A 15,650-nucleotide genomic window follows, 5' to 3' on the forward strand; every position below is an offset into this window, starting at 1 on the left:
ATGGCACCCCACCGCGGTCGCCGACCTGACGCAATGAGCATGCCGCCACGGGCGACGAACTCTATGATCATGTTCGTCCTGATCGTTGAGATTCGGAGAAGATGTCAATCTCATGCGCCGCGCCATGGTCCTTCTGGGTGGCGTCGCCCTCGTCATCGGCGCGTTCGTCCTCTTCTACCGGGGCCCGGGACAACCGTTCATCCGCGGCTACGTGAGCGACGTCAGCGCCACCATGCTGGTCTACGCGTTCTTGGGGCTGTTGTGGCGCACCACTGCCGCACGCCGCACCCTGGCCACGGCCGCGATCGCCGCCGCCGTCGAGTTCTACCAAATAGCCGGCATAACCCCGCCGGGCGTCGGCGGTGTCCTGGTCGGCGCGTTCCCCGACCCATGGGACCTGGTCGCCTACGCCATCGGGGTCGTCGCAGCCCTGGCCTGGGAACATCGATTGGTCCGAGCCGATGATCAGCCCGGCTGACTCTCGAACGCCACCCCACCGGCACGCCGACCGTACGGATGCCCCACAGCGGCGAGGTCATCGGGTTCGTCCGCGCGGCGGCCAACCGTCGCAAAGCAGAACCGCCGCATCTCAGGACAAGCCGGCGCGTCGCGTGGAGTCCATCCTCAAGCGGGCCCGGCGTACAGGACGTCCGCGTTCACGATGTCCGGCACACCGCCGCAACACTGTTGATAGAGCAGGGCGTCCACATCCGCGTCGTCCAAGAGATCCTCGGCCACACGCGGGTGACCACCACCGAGCGGTACACCCACGTGGCCACCCTCCAGATGAAGGACGCCAGCGACCGCATGGACTCCGCCCTCTGGGGCTGACGGGCCAACTGCAACCCACAGCCCCGCAGAGATCGAAAAAGGCCCTCCCCCGAAGATCGGGGAAGGGCCTTTCACCTGCGGAGGATCGGGGATTTGAACCCCGGATGGTGTTGCCACCAAACCGCATTAGCAGTGCGGCGCCATAGACCTGACTAGGCGAATCCTCCTGGAAGCCATCGCGGCTCAGCACAGCGTACCGGCCTTCTGCCGAGGCGGCAAAGCGGTTGCGCGTCGCGCCTTCACCAAGAGTTATCAACAGCCTGTGGGTAACCACCTGTGGATGAAGCCCGTCCCATGTCAGGACGGGCTTCCCGGGTGTGGATAACCCAGCTCAGGCGGGGTTCGCCTCGCCCTCGATCTCGATCTTGACCTTCTTGCCCACGAGCACACCGCCGGCCTCCAGGGTCTGGTTCCAGGTCAGGCCGAACTCCTCGCGGTCGAACTCGGTGTTGATGGAGAAGCCCCAGACCGAGTTGCCCCAGGGGTTGGTGCCGGCGCCGCCGTACTCGACGGTGAGCTCGACTTCCTTGGTGACGTCGCGGATGGTCAGGTCGCCTACGACGGTGAACTCGTCGCCGGAGTGGCCGACCACGCGGGTGCTGCGGAAGGTGATCTCGGGGAACTTGTCCACGGCGAGGAAGTCGTCGCTGCGCAGGTGGCCGTCGCGGTCGCCGACGCCGGTGTCGATGCTGGCGGTCTTGATCGTCAGCTCGGCCGTGGACTCCAGCGGGTTCTCCGCGATCGTCACGGTGCCGCTGAAGTCGCCGAAGCGGCCGCGGACCTTGCTCACCATCATGTGCTTGACCACGAACCCGATGCGGGTGTGGGCCACGTCGAGGTTGTACGTGCCGGCGGCGGGGATGGTCAGGGACTCCCAGGTGCGGGTGCTCATCGGGTTCTCCTTGGGAACGTTGCTGTGCGGATGTCTGCGGCAACAAATGTCTACACGAGGAATATTCCGCAAGTCAACTAACGTCGGTTAAGGTATGGACGTGAAGCACATCGATGACCCCAGGCTGACGGCGATGGGCCTGCTCGCCGAGGTTCACGCAGGCCTGTCGGCCCGGATGCAGCCCGTCTTCAGTGCGGCGGGGTTGTCGGGCATCGACTTCGAGACCGTCATCCGCCTGGCGCGATCACCGCGGCAGGCACTGCGGATGACCGACCTGGCCGCCCAGACGGGCTTGTCCACGAGCGGCGTGACCAGGGTCGTCGACCGGCTCGAACGCGAGGGCCTGGTGACCAGGCAGGCGTGCGCCACCGACCGCAGGGCCTCCTACGCCGCGCTCACGGACGAGGGGCGCGACCGGCTGGCGAGCGTCCTGCCCCAGCACCTTCAGGACATCGAGGACACCTTCACCGGCCTCCTGAGCCACGACGAGCTCGCCGCGTTCCTGCAGACGCTCCGCAAGATCAGAGACGTCGTACGCCCCTGCGCGACCGCCGGCGCCGAGGAGACCACCCCGTCGCTCAACTGAGGGCTCTGAGCCGACCAAGGGCTCGGAGCCAGACAACCGAGGGCCTAGAACCAGCCGAGGGCTCGGAGCGATCCTACGCGGACGTCTCCGGAACCCCCGGGCCCCCCGCCTCCGTGGAGATCCCCAAGGCGCTCCTCAGCTTGCCCATCGCCCGCGACACCGTGCTCTTGACCGTGCCGACGCTGATCCCGAGCGTCCTGGCGATCTCCGGCTCGGTCATGTCCTCGTAGTACCGCAGCACGATCGCGGCCCGCATCCGTTCGGGCAGCCCCTCCAGCGCCTGTTCCAGCAGCTCGTGCACCTCTCCGCAGGCCGGCGGGTCGGCCGTGGGCACCTCGGGCAGCTCGTCCGACGGGTACTCCTCCAGTTTGCGCCGCCGCCACTGCGAGATGTTGATGTTGACCATCGCCCGGCGGACGTACCCGTCCAGCGCCCCCCGGTCCTCGATCTTGCCCCACGCCAGGTACGTCTTGGCCAGGGCGCTCTGCAACAGGTCCTCCGCGTCCAGCGGATGCCCGGTGAGCTGACGGGCGGCGCGCAGCAGCGCGGGACCGCGGGCCATGACGTACTCGCGGAACTCCTCTTCCCACCCGGTGGTCTGCATCGTGGCCAGAATCGCAGCCTGATGCCCTTTTGCGACTGAGCCACAATTCAGGTTTCGGCCCGACGAAGACAAAGGTCAGTCAAGGTCGGTGGCAGATTGTTCGAAGGCGGGTGTCAACTACCTTCCCCGGGGATGCGTATTTTGCTCCCATCTGTTCGCCGCGGCACGAGCCGCTCCGGAGTCATGTGAACCTAGTACCTGACGAGGGAGGGCGGATGGGCTATCCGAACGTCGAGCGCCGCAGACTGCTCGCGGCCGCCGCGCTGGGCCGCGCCCCGGGCATCGCCGGCCCCGACCCGGCCGGCGGCCCGCCTTTGTGCGCCGTCACCGGCGAGATCCTTGACGTGAGCCCGCATCTCATCGTCGTCGAGACCTCCGAAGGCGCCGAGGAGCGGCTGGTGATCGCCCCCTGGGCCACGGCCTGGCACGGCGCGGAGATCGCGCCCGCCGACCTCCCGGTGGGCTCCATGGTCCTCATGCGCACGTTGCGCGAAGGCCGGGTGGTCGAGCGCATCTGGGCCGACACCACCCGCCTCACCGGCACGATCGTCTCGATCGAGGGGCGCCGGGAGCTGACGGTCGAGCTCGACTGCGGCCCCCACCGCGGCCCCCGCACGATCGTCATCCCCTACCCGGCCACCGGACGGCTGCAGGTGCGGCATCCGAAGTTCGAGCCGGGTTACCTGTTCGACGCCATCGGGATCAGGCGCGACGGCTCCGCCCTGGCGCTGCTGCCGGCGACTTCGCAGCCCGCTCACCGGTCGGGCAGCGTCCCGGCTCCGCCGCCGGCCTACGCCGGGGCGCAGGCGCGCATCTCCGGCACGGCCACCTGGTCCGACACGTTCGACGAGGAGGAGCGCGGCGCGGCGTACCCGATGCTGGAGCGCGTGGACACCGGCTGCCCCGACGCCGGGCTCTCCTGCGCCGGCCTGCCCTACCTCGCCATCGGCTCGCTGCTGCAGATCAGGAACACGTGCGCCGGCCGCACGGCCAACCTGCCGGTGGTCGCCTGCGGATGCCTGGCCGGGCGGTTCTGCGACCGCTGCGTCGAGTGCGAGACCTCGCCGCGCGGACGCGTCGCCGAGTTGTCGCCGGCCTCGTTCGTCGAGCTGGGCGGCGAGTTGATCAAGGGCTGCTTCAACGCTCAGATCGGATTGGGGTGACGGGCGTGCTGGAGACGGGCGTGCTGGAATCGCAGCTGCCGACTCTGATCGTGCTGCTGGTCATGGGCACCGGCGCGAAGGTGGTGACGGTCCGCGGGGGCGGCGAGCCGGGCGCCCTGTCCAGGCTGGGCCCGGCCGTGCTCATGCCCGGCCGCATGCAGGCGCCCTCGCTGCTGGTCTGCGCGGCGGGCGAGCTGGTGCTCGCCGTCGGGCTGCTGGCCGGCACCGCGCCGATCTTCAGGTGGGGGACGGTCTGCTTCTTCGCTCTGTCCACGTACGTGCTGATCGAGCTGCGCAGGCGACGTCCGGACGCGGGCTGCGGCTGCTTCGGCGAGGTCAGCTCGGCGCCGGTCGGCATGCGCTCGATCGGCCGGACGGTCGTGCTGACCGGGATGTCGGCGTTGTCGGTGGCCGCGCCGGCGTCCGGCTGGGCGGCGATGACCCACCCGACCTGGTTCACGGCCGCGGGGGTGGCGGTGCTCGCGCTGCTCTCCCCCGAGATCGAGGAGCTGGTCGACCGCGTACGGTACCGCGCCCCCTGCGAGCAGCGCCCCGGCCCCGCCGAGCAGGTGATGCTCTCCAGGCTCAGGTCGAGCGGCGCGTGGCGGACGTACCGGGAGGCGCTGGCCTCGCCCGAACCGTACGACAGCTGGCGCGAGCTGTGCTGGCGCTTCTTCGTCTTCACCGGCCACGACCACGACGACGTGGTCTTCGCGGTCTACCTGAGCGGACGGCGTCCGGCGGTGCGCGTGGCCGTGGTGAGCAGCGACGACAGCGACTCTCTGCCGGAATATACGTCAGTATCGGCGTGACGCTAGAGAGCCCTAGATTTCTCTATCCGGGCATGGCGATACAGCTCTATTGGGCTGTCTAGCTTCCCCACTAGACAGCCCAATAGAGGTCTAGGGGCGGCGCTCAAATGGGTTGAGCCCGCAGGAACCTTCCGAAGTGCGGCACCGTGAACGCGATCAGACCGCGTTCGGCGCTGTAGATGAGCCCTTTCTTGATCAGACTGTCGCGGGCGGGCGAGAGGCTGGACGGCTTCCGCCCGAGGGCGTCGGCCACGTCGGCGGTGGCGACCGGCTCGTCGCCGATCTGGGCCATGGCGTGCATGTAGTCGCGCTCGGCGGGGGTGGCGCGCTCGTAGCGGCTGCCGAAGAAGCCCACGGCGAGCTCCTCCTCGGCCTCGGGCGCGGACACCTTGACGTCGTCGAGGGTGATCGGGCTGCGCAGCGCGAGGTCCCAGGCGACCTTGCCGTACGCCTGGACGAAGTAGGGATAGCCGTCGGCGGCCTCGTAGAGCGCGTCGAGGGCCTCCTGGGTGAACTCGACCTTCTCCTCCCGCGCGGGCAGGATCAGCGCCAGGTCGGCCGCCTCACGGTCGAGCTTGTCGATGCGCGCGTAGCGAAAGAGCCGTTCGGAATAACTCTTGCTGGCCGACAACACGCTCGGCAGGTGCGGCAGCCCCGCGCCCACCACGATCAGCGGCCCGCCCGACTGGGACAGCTCGTGGCAGGCGGCGCAGAGCGCGGAGACGTCGGCGGACTGCACGTCCTGCATCTCGTCGATGAACAGCGCGATGCCCACGCCGAGGTCGGTCGCCACGCCGGCGGCGTCGACGAACAACTCGGTGAGGTCGATCTCCAGGTCGCCGGAGTCGGCGCGCCCGCGGCTGGCGGGCACCTCGATGCCGGGCGACCAGTGGGAGGTGCCCTTGGCCGCGGACGGGTCGCGCATCGCGAACGCCTTCAGCACGCCGAGGAACTCCTCGATGCGCTCGGGCGCGCGGTGGCGCGGAGCCAGCTCGCGGATGGCCATGTGCAGGGCGGCCGCCACGGGACGCCGGATCGACTGGTCGGGCCGGGCCTCGATCTTGCCCGTGCCCCACAGGCGCTGCATGGCCATGGACTTGAACGTGTTGAGCAGGACGGTCTTGCCGACGCCGCGCAGGCCGGTGACGACCATGCTGCGCTCGGGACGGCCACGGGCGACCCGCTCCAGCACCACTTCGAACTGCTGCAGCTCACGGTCGCGCCCGGCCAGCTCCGGCGGACGCTGCCCGGCGCCGGGGGCGTAGGGATTGCGCACAGGGTCCACGCTCTCGGACTTTATTGCCGGATATAGCGGCCGTCTTAGATTTGGGAAGAAAGTGCTACGGCGTGTCCGAGCAGGAGCTGTGGCGAGCATCGTCATCGGACACACCCCCTCTCACCAGGCCGAACCCTTGTTCGATTTCGATACCCAGAACTGTAGCGCGGACTCGAACATGCATGCGATGGTTTCGAGTAAAAGATCTTTGCAACAGTCCGGGACGCCCGTGCGTCTGGGTGTTGTGGAGTTCGAGGAGTTCGTGCAAGCGCGTGGCGCCGCCCTGCTCCGGTACGGATACGTGCTCACCGGGAACCCGGACGACGCCGCCGACCTCGTCCAGGAGGCGCTGCTCAAGCTCGGCGACACCTGGCGCAAGGTGCGCAACAAGGACAACCCGGAGTCCTACGTACGCACGATCATGACCCGTCAGCACGTGAGCTGGTGGCGCCGGCGACGCAGGGAGCAGCTCACGGGCGAGATGCCCGAGGGCGCCTACACCGACCGCCACTCCTCCGGCGAGCTGTGGCGGGAGCTGGCGACGCTGCCGCGCAGGCAGCGGGTGGTCCTGGTGCTGCGGTACTACGAGGACCTGCCGGACCAGGAGATCGCCGACATCCTCGGCATCTCCCGCGGAACCGTCCGCAGCCAGGCGTCGCGCGCGCTGCACACGTTGAGGATCCGGCCGGCACTGCTGGAGAGGGAACGGGCATGAGGAGCGAGAAGGACCTGACCGAGACGCTTCGGGCCGCGGCGGAGCACGCTCCTGACCCCGGCGGGCTGCTCGCCGGGGTGGAGGGGCGGCGTCGGCGCAGGCGGAGGCGGCGTACCCGGGGGCTGGCCGTCGCGACGGCGGTGGCGGCCGTGCTCGCGACCGGCACGGTCATGGCGGCGAACGGGCGGCAGGCAGCCGCGCCGTCCCCGGCCGCGCGGCCCTTCCCGCAGGCGGTGGCCGTGCCCCTGGAGCGGGCGTGGCCGCAGGCCGTCGTCACGATGCCCGGCGTGCGCGCGGACGGCCTGTTCCGCTTCCCGGTCACCGCGCTCGACGCCACCCGGATCCTGGTCGTCGCCGGGCCCGGGATGGCCACGATCCGCGCGATCGAGGTCTACGACACCACCACCCGGACGTTCCGCGAGATCACCGGCATCTCGACTCCGCCGGGCGTGAGAACCTACCGCCCCCAGCCGCCGGCGCATGACGGGCTGAACCTCGCCTGGCACGTGAACGCCGTACGGAAGGACGGCACGCAGGTGCGCGAGATCTGGACGGCCCCGCTCGCCGGCGGCGAGCCCCGGCAGGTCGCCGCGATGACCGGAGAGCACCTGCGGATCGAGCGCATCGCCCTCGACGGCGACCGGATCGTCTGGTCGGAACGGACCGGCGGCGTGTGGTGGATGCCGCTCGCGGGCGGCGCCCCGACGCGCTTTCCGGGCAGCGACGGCCTGCACCTCGTCGAATGGCCGTGGGCGAGCGACGTCGCCGACGGCGAGGACCGGAACCAGACCAGGCTCGTGAACCTGTCGACCGGCCGCCACTCCACCAGGGACGTCGTCGCGCCCCCGGACGTGCTGAGGCTGCGCTGCGGCCCGTCCTGGTGCCGGGGCGTGCGGGGCGGGCGCACGTACCTGCAGCGCCTGGACGGCGGCGGCGCGGCCGAACCCCCAGGACTCGGGCTCGTGCCCAGGCTCGGCGACTACCCGGCCCTCGACCGTTTCGTGGTGAGCAGCGACGGCGCGGTCTACGACGTGCGGACCGGCACGCTGGCCACGTCGGACCGGCCGGGCATCTGGTGGGGGCACGAATGGTCCGCCGAACCGGCCGCGATCGTGTACTGGGCCGAGAGCCTGCGCGACGGGTACCGGGTGCTCAACTTGGCAGCCGTCCCGCCCGCGCAATAGCGTTCGTGGCCATGCGGACCTTCGCGAACGTACAGGAACTCAAGGCGGCCGTGGGCGAGACGTTCGGCCCGACCGAGTGGCGCACCGTCACCCAGGAGCAGGTCGACCTCTTCGCCGACGCCACCGACGACCACCAGTGGATCCACGTGGACGTGGAGCGCGCCAAGGAGGGGCCCTTCGGCGGCACGATCGCCCACGGCTACCTGACCCTGTCGCTGCTGCCGACGTTCATGTTCGAGATGGTGCGCGTCGAGGGCATCGCGATGGGCGTCAACTACGGGCTGAACAAGGTCCGCTTCCCGCGGCCGGTGCCCGTGGGCGCGCGGGTCAGGGCCGTGGGCGAGCTCACCGACGTCAAGGGCACCCCGGCCGGCTACCTGGCCAACCTGAAGATGACGATCGAGATCGAGGGCGAGCGCCGGCCCGCCTGCATCGCCGAGTCGCTCAGCCTGTACGTCCCCGCGAGCTGATCACCACAGCGACAGGACGATTCCCACCACCGCGGCGAGCCCGATCAGCCCGAGATAGGCCAGCACGAGCCGGGTGTCCCTGAGCAGGCATTTGCTCCGGGTCAGCCCGGCCCGCCGCGCCTTCCAGTACCCCGCGAACCCCAGCGCCGCGAAGCCGAGCACCGCCCACGGCCCGAGCAGCCAGGCCAGCAGCGCCACGGTGGCGTACACGCACAACCGGAGCGGGTCGTACGGCCGGCTGTTCAGAGGATCACCAGCCCCGGCCTGGCGGCCACCGCGGACAGCCGCTGCCGCGACAGCTGCGGCCAGGCCTGTACGGCGCAGAACGGCGCGCACTGGTCCTGCGCGGCCCGCGTGCCGACGTGCACGCAGCACTGCGTGAGCCGCTCCTCGATCATGGTCGAGATGTCCATGAACGGCTTGATCGTGATCCGCACCACCCGCTCGCCCAGCATCCTGCGCAGCTTCTTCCGCCGGCCGGGCAGCGCCGAGGAGGCGAGGGTGAGCAGCGTGGCGACGCCGAGGTCGCAGTTCTCGCAGATGTCCCGCCACAGGTCGCCGATCTGCGGGTGGGACAGCGACGACTGCTCCGACAGCAGCCCGAGCAGCGATTCCTGGACGGCCGTCCGCAGCTCGCGGGGCAGCTCGGTGTCGGCGATGCGGTTGGAGACCAGGCCCAGGTTCTCCTTGAGGCGGTCGTGGCCGATCAGGGCGACCAGCGAGCGCCACTGCTGGGCGTCGTCGCGGATCAGGTAGCCGACCGAGCAGCAGTGGGGGTGCGAGCAGGGCAGGGCGGTCAGGTCGCGCCAGGTCACCAGGCCGCCGGTCTGCGGGCCGAGCCGCTTGAGCACCCCGGTGTGGGTGAGCCGGTCGGACGGGTCGATGACGCCCGATCTCCCCGAGCCGAACTGGGGTTGCAGCGACACGCCGCCGACGAACGGCGTGTCGAGCGCGAGGCGCACGACGTCGCCGATCTCGCCGTCGTTGACGCCCAGGGCCGCGGTCATGACCAGGGTCGTGAAGATCTCCCGCTCCGACAGCCGCCGTACGGCCTCCACCTTGATCCGGCGCAGGTCGCCGCCGCGGTGGTGCTTGGACGCCTCGGCCGACGAGCCGTCGTACTGGAGGTAGACCTCCACCCGGTCGCGGTGTTCGGTGAGCAGGTCGAGCAGCGCGTCGTCCCTGGCGATGAGCACGCCGTTGGTGTTGATCAGGATGCGGGTGACCGGCCGGCTCACCAGCTCGGCGAGGAGGGTCTTCAGCTCGGGGTGGAGGGTGGGCTCGCCGCCGCTCAGCATCAGGACGTCGAGCTTGCCGTTCTCCCTGGCCAGACGCTGGTCGACGTTCGCCAGCACGTCGGCCACCGGGACGACGCCGGTCAGGTCGGGCGAGCTGTCGGCGAAGCAGGTGGGGCAGCGCAGGTTGCACGCCTCGGCGATGTCCTCCAGGAGGATGCAGGTGTGCTGGGTCTGCATCTCGGGCAGGCCGTTGAGGTACGCGCCGGGGATCGGGGCGAAGTTTCCGGACACGTCTGGTATGTGCTGCTTGGTGGGAGCGGTCCACTCCTCCAGGTAGGCGAGGATCTCCGGGTCCTCGTCGTACAGCGTGCGGATCAGGCCGTGTTCGCGGCAGCCGCGTTCCAGCCACACCTTGCCGTCGCGTTCGGCCAGCCAGCCGCTCAGCCGTTCGACCTGGTCGAGGTCCTGGCCGTGGCATCTCGGGCAGAACGCGTTGACGTACCGGAGGATGCGGTCTCCCCGTAGCCCCATCCCTGCGCTCATGTCGTGACCTTCCATCTGAAAAGAGCATCGTAGTGGCCTCGACGCCAGCCGTACGCGAGCCTGAGCGCGAGCAACGTCAGGCCGGGCACCAGGAACCATTGCGGCCCGGTGAGGTCGAGCCACAACGTCTCGTTCGCCCTGGTGAACTCGACCAGGAACCGGAAGACCGCGTATCCGGCGAGATAGAGCGTGAAGAGCTCCCCGGGCTCGGTCAGCCGCTTGCGCGCCCACCGCAGCGCGACGAACGCGGCCAGCTGGAAGACGATCTCGTACACGAACGACGGGTGCATGGCCTGGCCCGTCAGACATCCCGGACATTCCGGGGTGGACGGCGGCGCGTGCACCCCCCAGGGCAGGTCCGTGGGCCTGCCGGGGGCCTCGGTCAGGTGGCAGCCGATACGGCCGATCGCCATGCCGAGCGCCACCGCCGGGGCGAACAGGTCACCGGTGCGCTCCTTGTAGCCGATGACCTTCTTGGCGACCAGCACGCCGACGTACGCGCCGGTCAGGCCGCCGAGGATGCTGCGGGAGCCGTACAGCCAGAGGTCGGCGAGGTCGAGCGTCTCCAGCCAGCCCGCCAGACGCATGCCGATCGCGCCCCCGACCAGGGCTCCGGTGACGGCGACCAGTGACTGCTCGTTGAGCGCGCCCCTGGCCCTGGCCTCGCGGACGAAGACCACCGCGGCCACCAGGACGCCCAGGCCGACGAATATCTCGTGGTAAGGCATGGTTCAGCCGTACAGGGTGGGGTTGGGACGACCGGTGCGGAGTCCGGCCGTCAGCGTCGACCACGACGCCCAGCCGATCGCGAGCCCCAGCCCCCGCCCTCGCCCTCGCCCTCGGGACCATGGCTTGCGCAGTAGACCGAACCCCAGACCGGCGGCCAGGCCGGCGAGGGCGATCAGGACCGCGGTGTAGGTGAGAACGCCCGCGACCAGCATCGCGCTGAGAAGCCTCATGGAGTTGCGACTACTGGGTGGTGGTGACTGTAGAGGCGTTGAGCGCTGCTGCTGCTGCGGCGGCTGCGAGTTCAACGCCCGCACGTGTGACGGCGGCGGCAACGGCCGCGGCTGTGACAGGGGCGGCGGCAACGGCCCCGGTTGTGGGGACGGCGGGGGCAACGGCCCCGGTCGTGACGACGGCGGCGGCAACGGCCCCGATTGTGACGACGGCGGGGGCGACGATGGAGGCGACGGTGGTGGCCAGTTCTGGTGCTGCCCCGGCGGGCACTGTGGCGGTGGCGTCGTCATCCCGCTACCTCTGGCCGACAGGCGATGCTACGTGCCGAACGATCAATGCCTTCACCTATGCGTACAGGCCGGGGTTCAGCCCCGTGCAATATCCGGCCGAGACGATCGACGCCAACGCCCATCCGATCATCAACCCGAGCCCCAGGCCGAACGACCACGGCTTGCGCAGGACGACCAGCACGATGCCCACGCCGAGCCCCAGGAGCAAGAGGAACCCCGCCGCGACGCCGATCGCCGCCGTGGACTGCACGCTAACCGCGAGCAGCCCGACCACCAGGTTGATCACCAGGTAGGCGAAACTCCCGGCCAGCGCCAACGCAACGGTCAGCCCGGCCTGCCGCCGCGGCTGCGGCGGCCCTACGGGAGGAGGCCCGGCTGGCGGCCCGCTGGGCGGCCCGAACGGAGGCTGCCCGGGAGGAGACCCAGGTGGACGCTGCCCATACGGAACCTGCCCAGCCGCAGGCTGCCCGAACGGCGCCTGCCCAGACGGCCCGGACGGCCGGTGCCCAGACTGAGACCCAGGCACCCCTGGTGGACGCTGCCCAGACGGAGCCTGCCCCGACGGAGGCTGACTGGAGGGCGACTGACTGGGCGAAGGCTGCCCGGACGAAGGCTGCCCGGACGAAGACTGGCCACCGGGCGGCCCGGGTGGACGCTGTCCGAACGGAGGCTGCTCCGAGGGCGGCTCCCCCGGTGGAGGGGGCGGCGGCGTGGTCACGCCGTTCACCCTACGGGGCTAAAGCGACTCTGAGTAGTAAATCGCCGCCTGCACGCGGCTCTTCAGCCCCAGTTTGTTCAGCAGCCGGCTGACGTGCGTCTTCGTGGTGGCCTCGGCCATGTCGAGCTCCTTGGCGATCTCGGCGTTGGACAGGCCGCGGCCGATGCAGGCCAGCACCTCACGCTCGCGCGGGGTCAGGGCCTCCGGGTCGGGCGGCTCACGACGGGGCGGCTGGTCGGCGAAGGCGGCGATCAGCCGTCTGGTGACGCCCGGCGCGATCATCCCCTCGCCGCCCGCCACCAACCTCACCGCTTCCACCAGGGCATCGGCCTCGGTGTTCTTGAGCAGGAAACCGGCCGCCCCCGCCCGCAGCGCGCCGAAGACGTACTCGTCGACGTCGAACGTCGTGAGGATCAGGACGTCACTCACCCCCGCCAGCTCCCTGGTGGCGGAGATGCCGTCGAGACGAGGCATGCGGATGTCCATGAGGACGACGTCAGGGCGCAGATCGTGAGCCAACCGAACCGCCTGCTCACCATCAGCGGCCTCCCCCACGACCTCGATGTCGTCGGCGCCGTCCAGAATCATCACAATCCCGGCCCGTACGGCCGCATGATCGTCAGCCACCAACACCCTGATGCTCATGCCACGTCCGTTCCGCCATCACCGTTCCTGGGACGTTCACCATCCCTGGGACGCTCACCATCCCTGAGGTCTTCACCGTCGTCACCAGCGCTCTCATCCACCGGCGCCACCGCTGCCCCTCCGACCGCCCGCCACCGCACCGCCCGCCCATCCACAGCCCCAGCCTCCGGCCCCTGCACACCCGCACCCCGCCATTTCCGATTAGTGATGGAAATGTCGTGAATTACTCCGGCTCCTGCACATCCGCACCCCGCCCCTCCGGATCCCGCGCCCCAGAAGCACGCACCTCCGCAGAACGACCACCCGAGGCACGTCCACCGTCCGAAGCACCATCACCCAAGACACGCCCACCCACAGGACCGTCACCTGACCCACGACCGTTCGGCGGCCGACCATCGAGCGCCCGTGTACCGGGGTTGAGCGACGTCGGAAAGCCCGCCGCGATGCGCCACCCATCCCCCGACCGCCCCGCCTCGAAGAACCCTCCGACCAGCGAAGCCCGTTCGCGCATGCCGATCAGCCCCGCCCCCGAACCCGGCAGCCGAGCCCCCCGCCGCCCGACCTGGTTCTCGACCGTCAGGAGAACCTCCCCCGGTCCGTACGTCAGCGAGACGACGACCGGCGCCTCACCATGCTTGAGCGCGTTCGTCAGCCCTTCCTGAAGGATGCGATAACCGGCCAGGTCCACCGAAGCCGGCACCTCACGCAACTCCCCCTCGACCCGCAGCTCGACCGCCATCCCAGCCCGCCGCGTACGCTCGACCAGGTTCTCGGCGTCGGCCAGCCGCGGCCGGGTGGCCTCAAGCTCCGGCCCTTCCCCCTCGCGCCCGCCGTTGGCCTCCCGCAGCAGCCCGATCATGTCCCGCATCTCGGCCATGCCCTTGACGCTGTTCTCCCGTACGGACTCCATGACCTTGCGAACCGTCTCCCGATCCAGGTCCTTACGGGACAGAGCAGCCGTCGACTGGATGGCGATGGCGCTGAAATGGTTCGCGATCATGTCATGCAGCTCACGAGCCATCCGCGTACGCTCAGCCGCGATCGCGGCCTGCCGATCGAGCTCGGCCAGGTGCGCGACCTGCTCGGCCCGCGCGCGTTCCGCGGCCGCCCGGTCGCGCTGCTCCCGCAGCACCCAGGCCGTGGTGACCGGCGTGACCAGCACCAGCCCCGCCTGGATCCCCATGACGGCCAGCAACCGCCAGTCCGCCGCGATGAACGCCGCCACCGCCCCGGCCACCACGGCCAGCACCGTCGTGATCCCGAGCAGCCACCGAGCGAGCCGCGCCGGCCCGTAGAGCGCCGCGGCGTAAAGATTGTCGGTGAACACCAGCACGGTCGCCAGCGACGGCCCCACCAGCCCGTCGATCGTGACGGCCACCACCCCCAGCGCCAGCGACCACAACGGGGCCCGCTGCCGCAGCAACACGGCCGAACAGGTGATCGCCAACGGCACCAGCAACACCCACACCGGCACGCCCCGACGCAGGTATCCACCAGCCAGAATCAGCAGCGCCCCCAGAACGAAGGCCGCCCCCGCCGCCACCCCAGGCGGCACCCTGCCCTTCTCCTGACCGCCGCCCCCGGAAGCCCCGCGCGCCTCGAACCGCCTCAACCACCGCGAACCCGCCCGCCCCCAGGCGTTCCACGGCAGCGGCACCGATCGCCACCACTGTGAAACCGACCGCGTCAAGGCCGTCGACCGGCCGGCGCCCCTACGCACCCGGACCACCCGGCCAGCTCCGGCCCCGCCCACACCCCGAACCACGCGGCCAGCTCCGGCCCCGCCCACACCCCGAACCACCCGAGCCGGCCCCCAGCGGCGCCCCGGACGGCGTCGCCCGACCCGCCACCGCCCGCGCCCCGGCGCCACAGCCCCTCACCGCCGCTCGTGTCATGTCCTCATCTCACCACTCCCGGACGCCGCCGCCGTCCTCCGAGGGTCAGCCTGTGGATACACCTTTCGATGTATCCACAGGCTCGTTTTCGCCGACGATGTGCCGGGCCGCGAATCCCCGCAAGCTGGTACACGTGATTGTCGCCATCCTCATCGGCTGCGAAATCGGCTTCTGGCTCCTCCTGGGCCTCGGCCTGGCCTGCCGCTACCTCTGGAAGCGCCGACGGCTGAGCACGGCCCTCCTGCTCTGCGTCCCGCTCCTCGACGTGGTCCTCCTGGCCGCGGCGGTCATCGACATGCGCGGCGGCGCCACGGCGGACGTGCGCCACGGCCTGGCGGCGGCCTACCTGGCCTACTCGATCGTCTTCGGCCACCGAACGATGCGCTGGGCCGACGCCCGCTTCCACCACCGCTTCGCCGGCGGCCCCCCGCCCTGGAAGCCTCCAGCAGGCGGACCCGCCCGGACCCGCTACGAGTGGGCGTTCTGGCTGAAACTGCTCCTGGCGTACGGAATCTCGTGCCTGATCCTCTTCGGCCTCATCTGGCTCGTGAACGACCCCTCGCGCACAAAAGCCCTGGTGGACTTCATGCTCAACCTCCTCAAGGTCCCCCTGATCGCCCTGATCTGGCCGGTGAGCCACACGCTCTGGCCCAAGAAGGAGCAGTCGGCTCGCCAGTGATCGCGGTATTCGGTTCGATGCACTGCACAGAACCCGCTATGCTTGCTTACGCAGCGAGCGGCCGTAGCTCAATGGATAGAGCATCTGACTACGGATCAGAAGGTTGGGGTTTCGAGTACCTCCGGCCGCACACATGCGAAAGGCCCGCA

The 15,650-nt window shown here is 70.1% G+C and carries 19 protein-coding genes and 2 tRNA genes; 10 read left to right on the forward strand and 11 right to left on the reverse strand.

The annotated features are described in order from the left end of the window. Positions 1-124 precede the first annotated feature (124 nt). Together AB0J76_RS03375 and AB0J76_RS03380 are read left to right on the forward strand one after the other, a co-directional pair. On the forward strand, positions 125-478 hold the full coding sequence (locus tag AB0J76_RS03375) for a DUF2809 domain-containing protein (RefSeq protein ID WP_352318100.1): 354 nt from the start codon (positions 125-127) through the stop codon (positions 476-478). Between the two features lie 38 nt (positions 479-516). Then, positions 517-831, forward strand: a complete 315-nt coding sequence (locus AB0J76_RS03380; protein ID WP_352318102.1) for a tyrosine-type recombinase/integrase — start codon at positions 517-519, stop codon at positions 829-831. Positions 832-909: 78 nt separating this feature from the next. Here AB0J76_RS03380 and AB0J76_RS03385 read toward each other — a convergent pair. Together AB0J76_RS03385 and AB0J76_RS03390 are read right to left on the reverse strand one after the other, a co-directional pair. Further along, a tRNA-Ser gene (locus AB0J76_RS03385) sits at positions 910-998 on the reverse strand. A gap of 164 nt (positions 999-1,162) precedes the next feature. Then, positions 1,163-1,723, reverse strand: coding sequence for a YceI family protein (locus tag AB0J76_RS03390; RefSeq protein ID WP_352318104.1), 561 nt, complete (start codon positions 1,721-1,723; stop codon positions 1,163-1,165). Between the two features lie 94 nt (positions 1,724-1,817). Between AB0J76_RS03390 and AB0J76_RS03395 the strand changes: the two genes are divergently transcribed. Further along, positions 1,818-2,309 carry a MarR family transcriptional regulator gene (locus AB0J76_RS03395; RefSeq protein WP_352318106.1) on the forward strand — a complete coding sequence of 164 codons (492 nt, stop codon included), beginning with the start codon at positions 1,818-1,820 and terminating at the stop codon, positions 2,307-2,309. Positions 2,310-2,382: 73 nt separating this feature from the next. On the opposite strand, the gene AB0J76_RS03400 is transcribed toward AB0J76_RS03395, so the two are convergent. Beyond that, positions 2,383-2,913 carry a SigE family RNA polymerase sigma factor gene (locus AB0J76_RS03400; protein WP_352318108.1) on the reverse strand — a complete coding sequence of 177 codons (531 nt, stop codon included), beginning with the start codon at positions 2,911-2,913 and terminating at the stop codon, positions 2,383-2,385. Between the two features lie 215 nt (positions 2,914-3,128). Here AB0J76_RS03400 and AB0J76_RS03405 point away from each other — a divergent pair, with 215 nt between their 5' ends. Together AB0J76_RS03405 and AB0J76_RS03410 are read left to right on the forward strand one after the other, a co-directional pair. After that, positions 3,129-4,076 (forward strand): hypothetical protein, encoded by a 948-nt coding sequence (locus AB0J76_RS03405; RefSeq protein WP_352318110.1) that lies wholly within the window; start codon positions 3,129-3,131, stop codon positions 4,074-4,076. 5 nt (positions 4,077-4,081) lie between these two features. Continuing rightward, on the forward strand, positions 4,082-4,888 hold the full coding sequence (locus tag AB0J76_RS03410; RefSeq protein WP_352318112.1) for a MauE/DoxX family redox-associated membrane protein: 807 nt from the start codon (positions 4,082-4,084) through the stop codon (positions 4,886-4,888). A gap of 103 nt (positions 4,889-4,991) precedes the next feature. Here the strand turns inward: AB0J76_RS03410 and AB0J76_RS03415 are convergent, their stop codons facing one another. Next, positions 4,992-6,173: an ATP-binding protein gene (locus AB0J76_RS03415; protein WP_352318114.1), complete on the reverse strand. Its 1,182-nt coding sequence runs from the start codon at positions 6,171-6,173 to the stop codon at positions 4,992-4,994. Between the two features lie 220 nt (positions 6,174-6,393). Between AB0J76_RS03415 and AB0J76_RS03420 the strand changes: the two genes are divergently transcribed. From AB0J76_RS03420 to AB0J76_RS03430, 3 genes are read left to right on the forward strand one after another with little or no spacing between them, the layout of a single operon-like run. Then, on the forward strand, positions 6,394-6,879 hold the full coding sequence (locus tag AB0J76_RS03420; RefSeq protein ID WP_352318115.1) for a SigE family RNA polymerase sigma factor: 486 nt from the start codon (positions 6,394-6,396) through the stop codon (positions 6,877-6,879). Further along, complete coding sequence (locus tag AB0J76_RS03425) at positions 6,876-8,063, forward strand: hypothetical protein (protein WP_352318117.1); 1,188 nt, start codon at positions 6,876-6,878, stop codon at positions 8,061-8,063. The genes AB0J76_RS03420 and AB0J76_RS03425 overlap by 4 nt, the downstream gene beginning before the upstream one ends. An 11-nt stretch (positions 8,064-8,074) precedes the next feature. Continuing rightward, on the forward strand, positions 8,075-8,533 hold the full coding sequence (locus tag AB0J76_RS03430) for a MaoC family dehydratase (RefSeq protein WP_352318119.1): 459 nt from the start codon (positions 8,075-8,077) through the stop codon (positions 8,531-8,533). Here AB0J76_RS03430 and AB0J76_RS03435 read toward each other — a convergent pair whose 3' ends face one another. The 7 genes from AB0J76_RS03435 to AB0J76_RS03465 form a co-directional block, all read right to left on the reverse strand. Continuing rightward, the gene (locus AB0J76_RS03435) at positions 8,534-8,743 is read right to left on the reverse strand and encodes a hypothetical protein (protein WP_352318121.1); all 210 of its coding nucleotides are present in this window, start codon (positions 8,741-8,743) and stop codon (positions 8,534-8,536) included. Positions 8,744-8,775: 32 nt separating this feature from the next. Further along, a complete protein-coding gene (locus AB0J76_RS03440; RefSeq protein WP_352318123.1) occupies positions 8,776-10,314 on the reverse strand; it encodes a radical SAM protein in 1,539 nt (512 codons plus the stop codon). Next, on the reverse strand, positions 10,311-11,042 hold the full coding sequence (locus AB0J76_RS03445; RefSeq protein WP_352318125.1) for a prolipoprotein diacylglyceryl transferase family protein: 732 nt from the start codon (positions 11,040-11,042) through the stop codon (positions 10,311-10,313). Before AB0J76_RS03445 ends, AB0J76_RS03440 begins: the two co-directional genes overlap by 4 nt. Before the next feature lie 3 nt (positions 11,043-11,045). Further along, positions 11,046-11,273: a hypothetical protein gene (locus tag AB0J76_RS03450; RefSeq protein ID WP_352318126.1), complete on the reverse strand. Its 228-nt coding sequence runs from the start codon at positions 11,271-11,273 to the stop codon at positions 11,046-11,048. A 346-nt stretch (positions 11,274-11,619) separates the two neighbouring features. Continuing rightward, positions 11,620-11,850 carry a hypothetical protein gene (locus AB0J76_RS03455; RefSeq protein ID WP_352318128.1) on the reverse strand — a complete coding sequence of 77 codons (231 nt, stop codon included), beginning with the start codon at positions 11,848-11,850 and terminating at the stop codon, positions 11,620-11,622. 450 nt (positions 11,851-12,300) lie between these two features. Continuing rightward, positions 12,301-12,927 (reverse strand): response regulator transcription factor, encoded by a 627-nt coding sequence (locus tag AB0J76_RS03460; RefSeq protein ID WP_352318130.1) that lies wholly within the window; start codon positions 12,925-12,927, stop codon positions 12,301-12,303. Between the two features lie 223 nt (positions 12,928-13,150). After that, positions 13,151-14,470 carry a histidine kinase gene (locus AB0J76_RS03465; RefSeq protein ID WP_352318132.1) on the reverse strand — a complete coding sequence of 440 codons (1,320 nt, stop codon included), beginning with the start codon at positions 14,468-14,470 and terminating at the stop codon, positions 13,151-13,153. A gap of 485 nt (positions 14,471-14,955) precedes the next feature. Here AB0J76_RS03465 and AB0J76_RS03470 point away from each other — a divergent pair, with 485 nt between their 5' ends. Both AB0J76_RS03470 and AB0J76_RS03475 read left to right on the forward strand, forming a co-directional pair. Continuing rightward, entirely contained in the window at positions 14,956-15,501 is a 546-nt protein-coding gene (locus tag AB0J76_RS03470; protein ID WP_352318134.1) for a hypothetical protein, read from the forward strand. A gap of 57 nt (positions 15,502-15,558) precedes the next feature. After that, a tRNA-Arg gene (locus AB0J76_RS03475) sits at positions 15,559-15,631 on the forward strand. Positions 15,632-15,650: the final 19 nt, after the last annotated feature.

It is taken from the genome of Nonomuraea sp. NPDC049624 (assembly GCF_040675255.1).
Taxonomy (GTDB): Bacteria; Actinomycetota; Actinomycetes; order Streptosporangiales; family Streptosporangiaceae; genus Nonomuraea.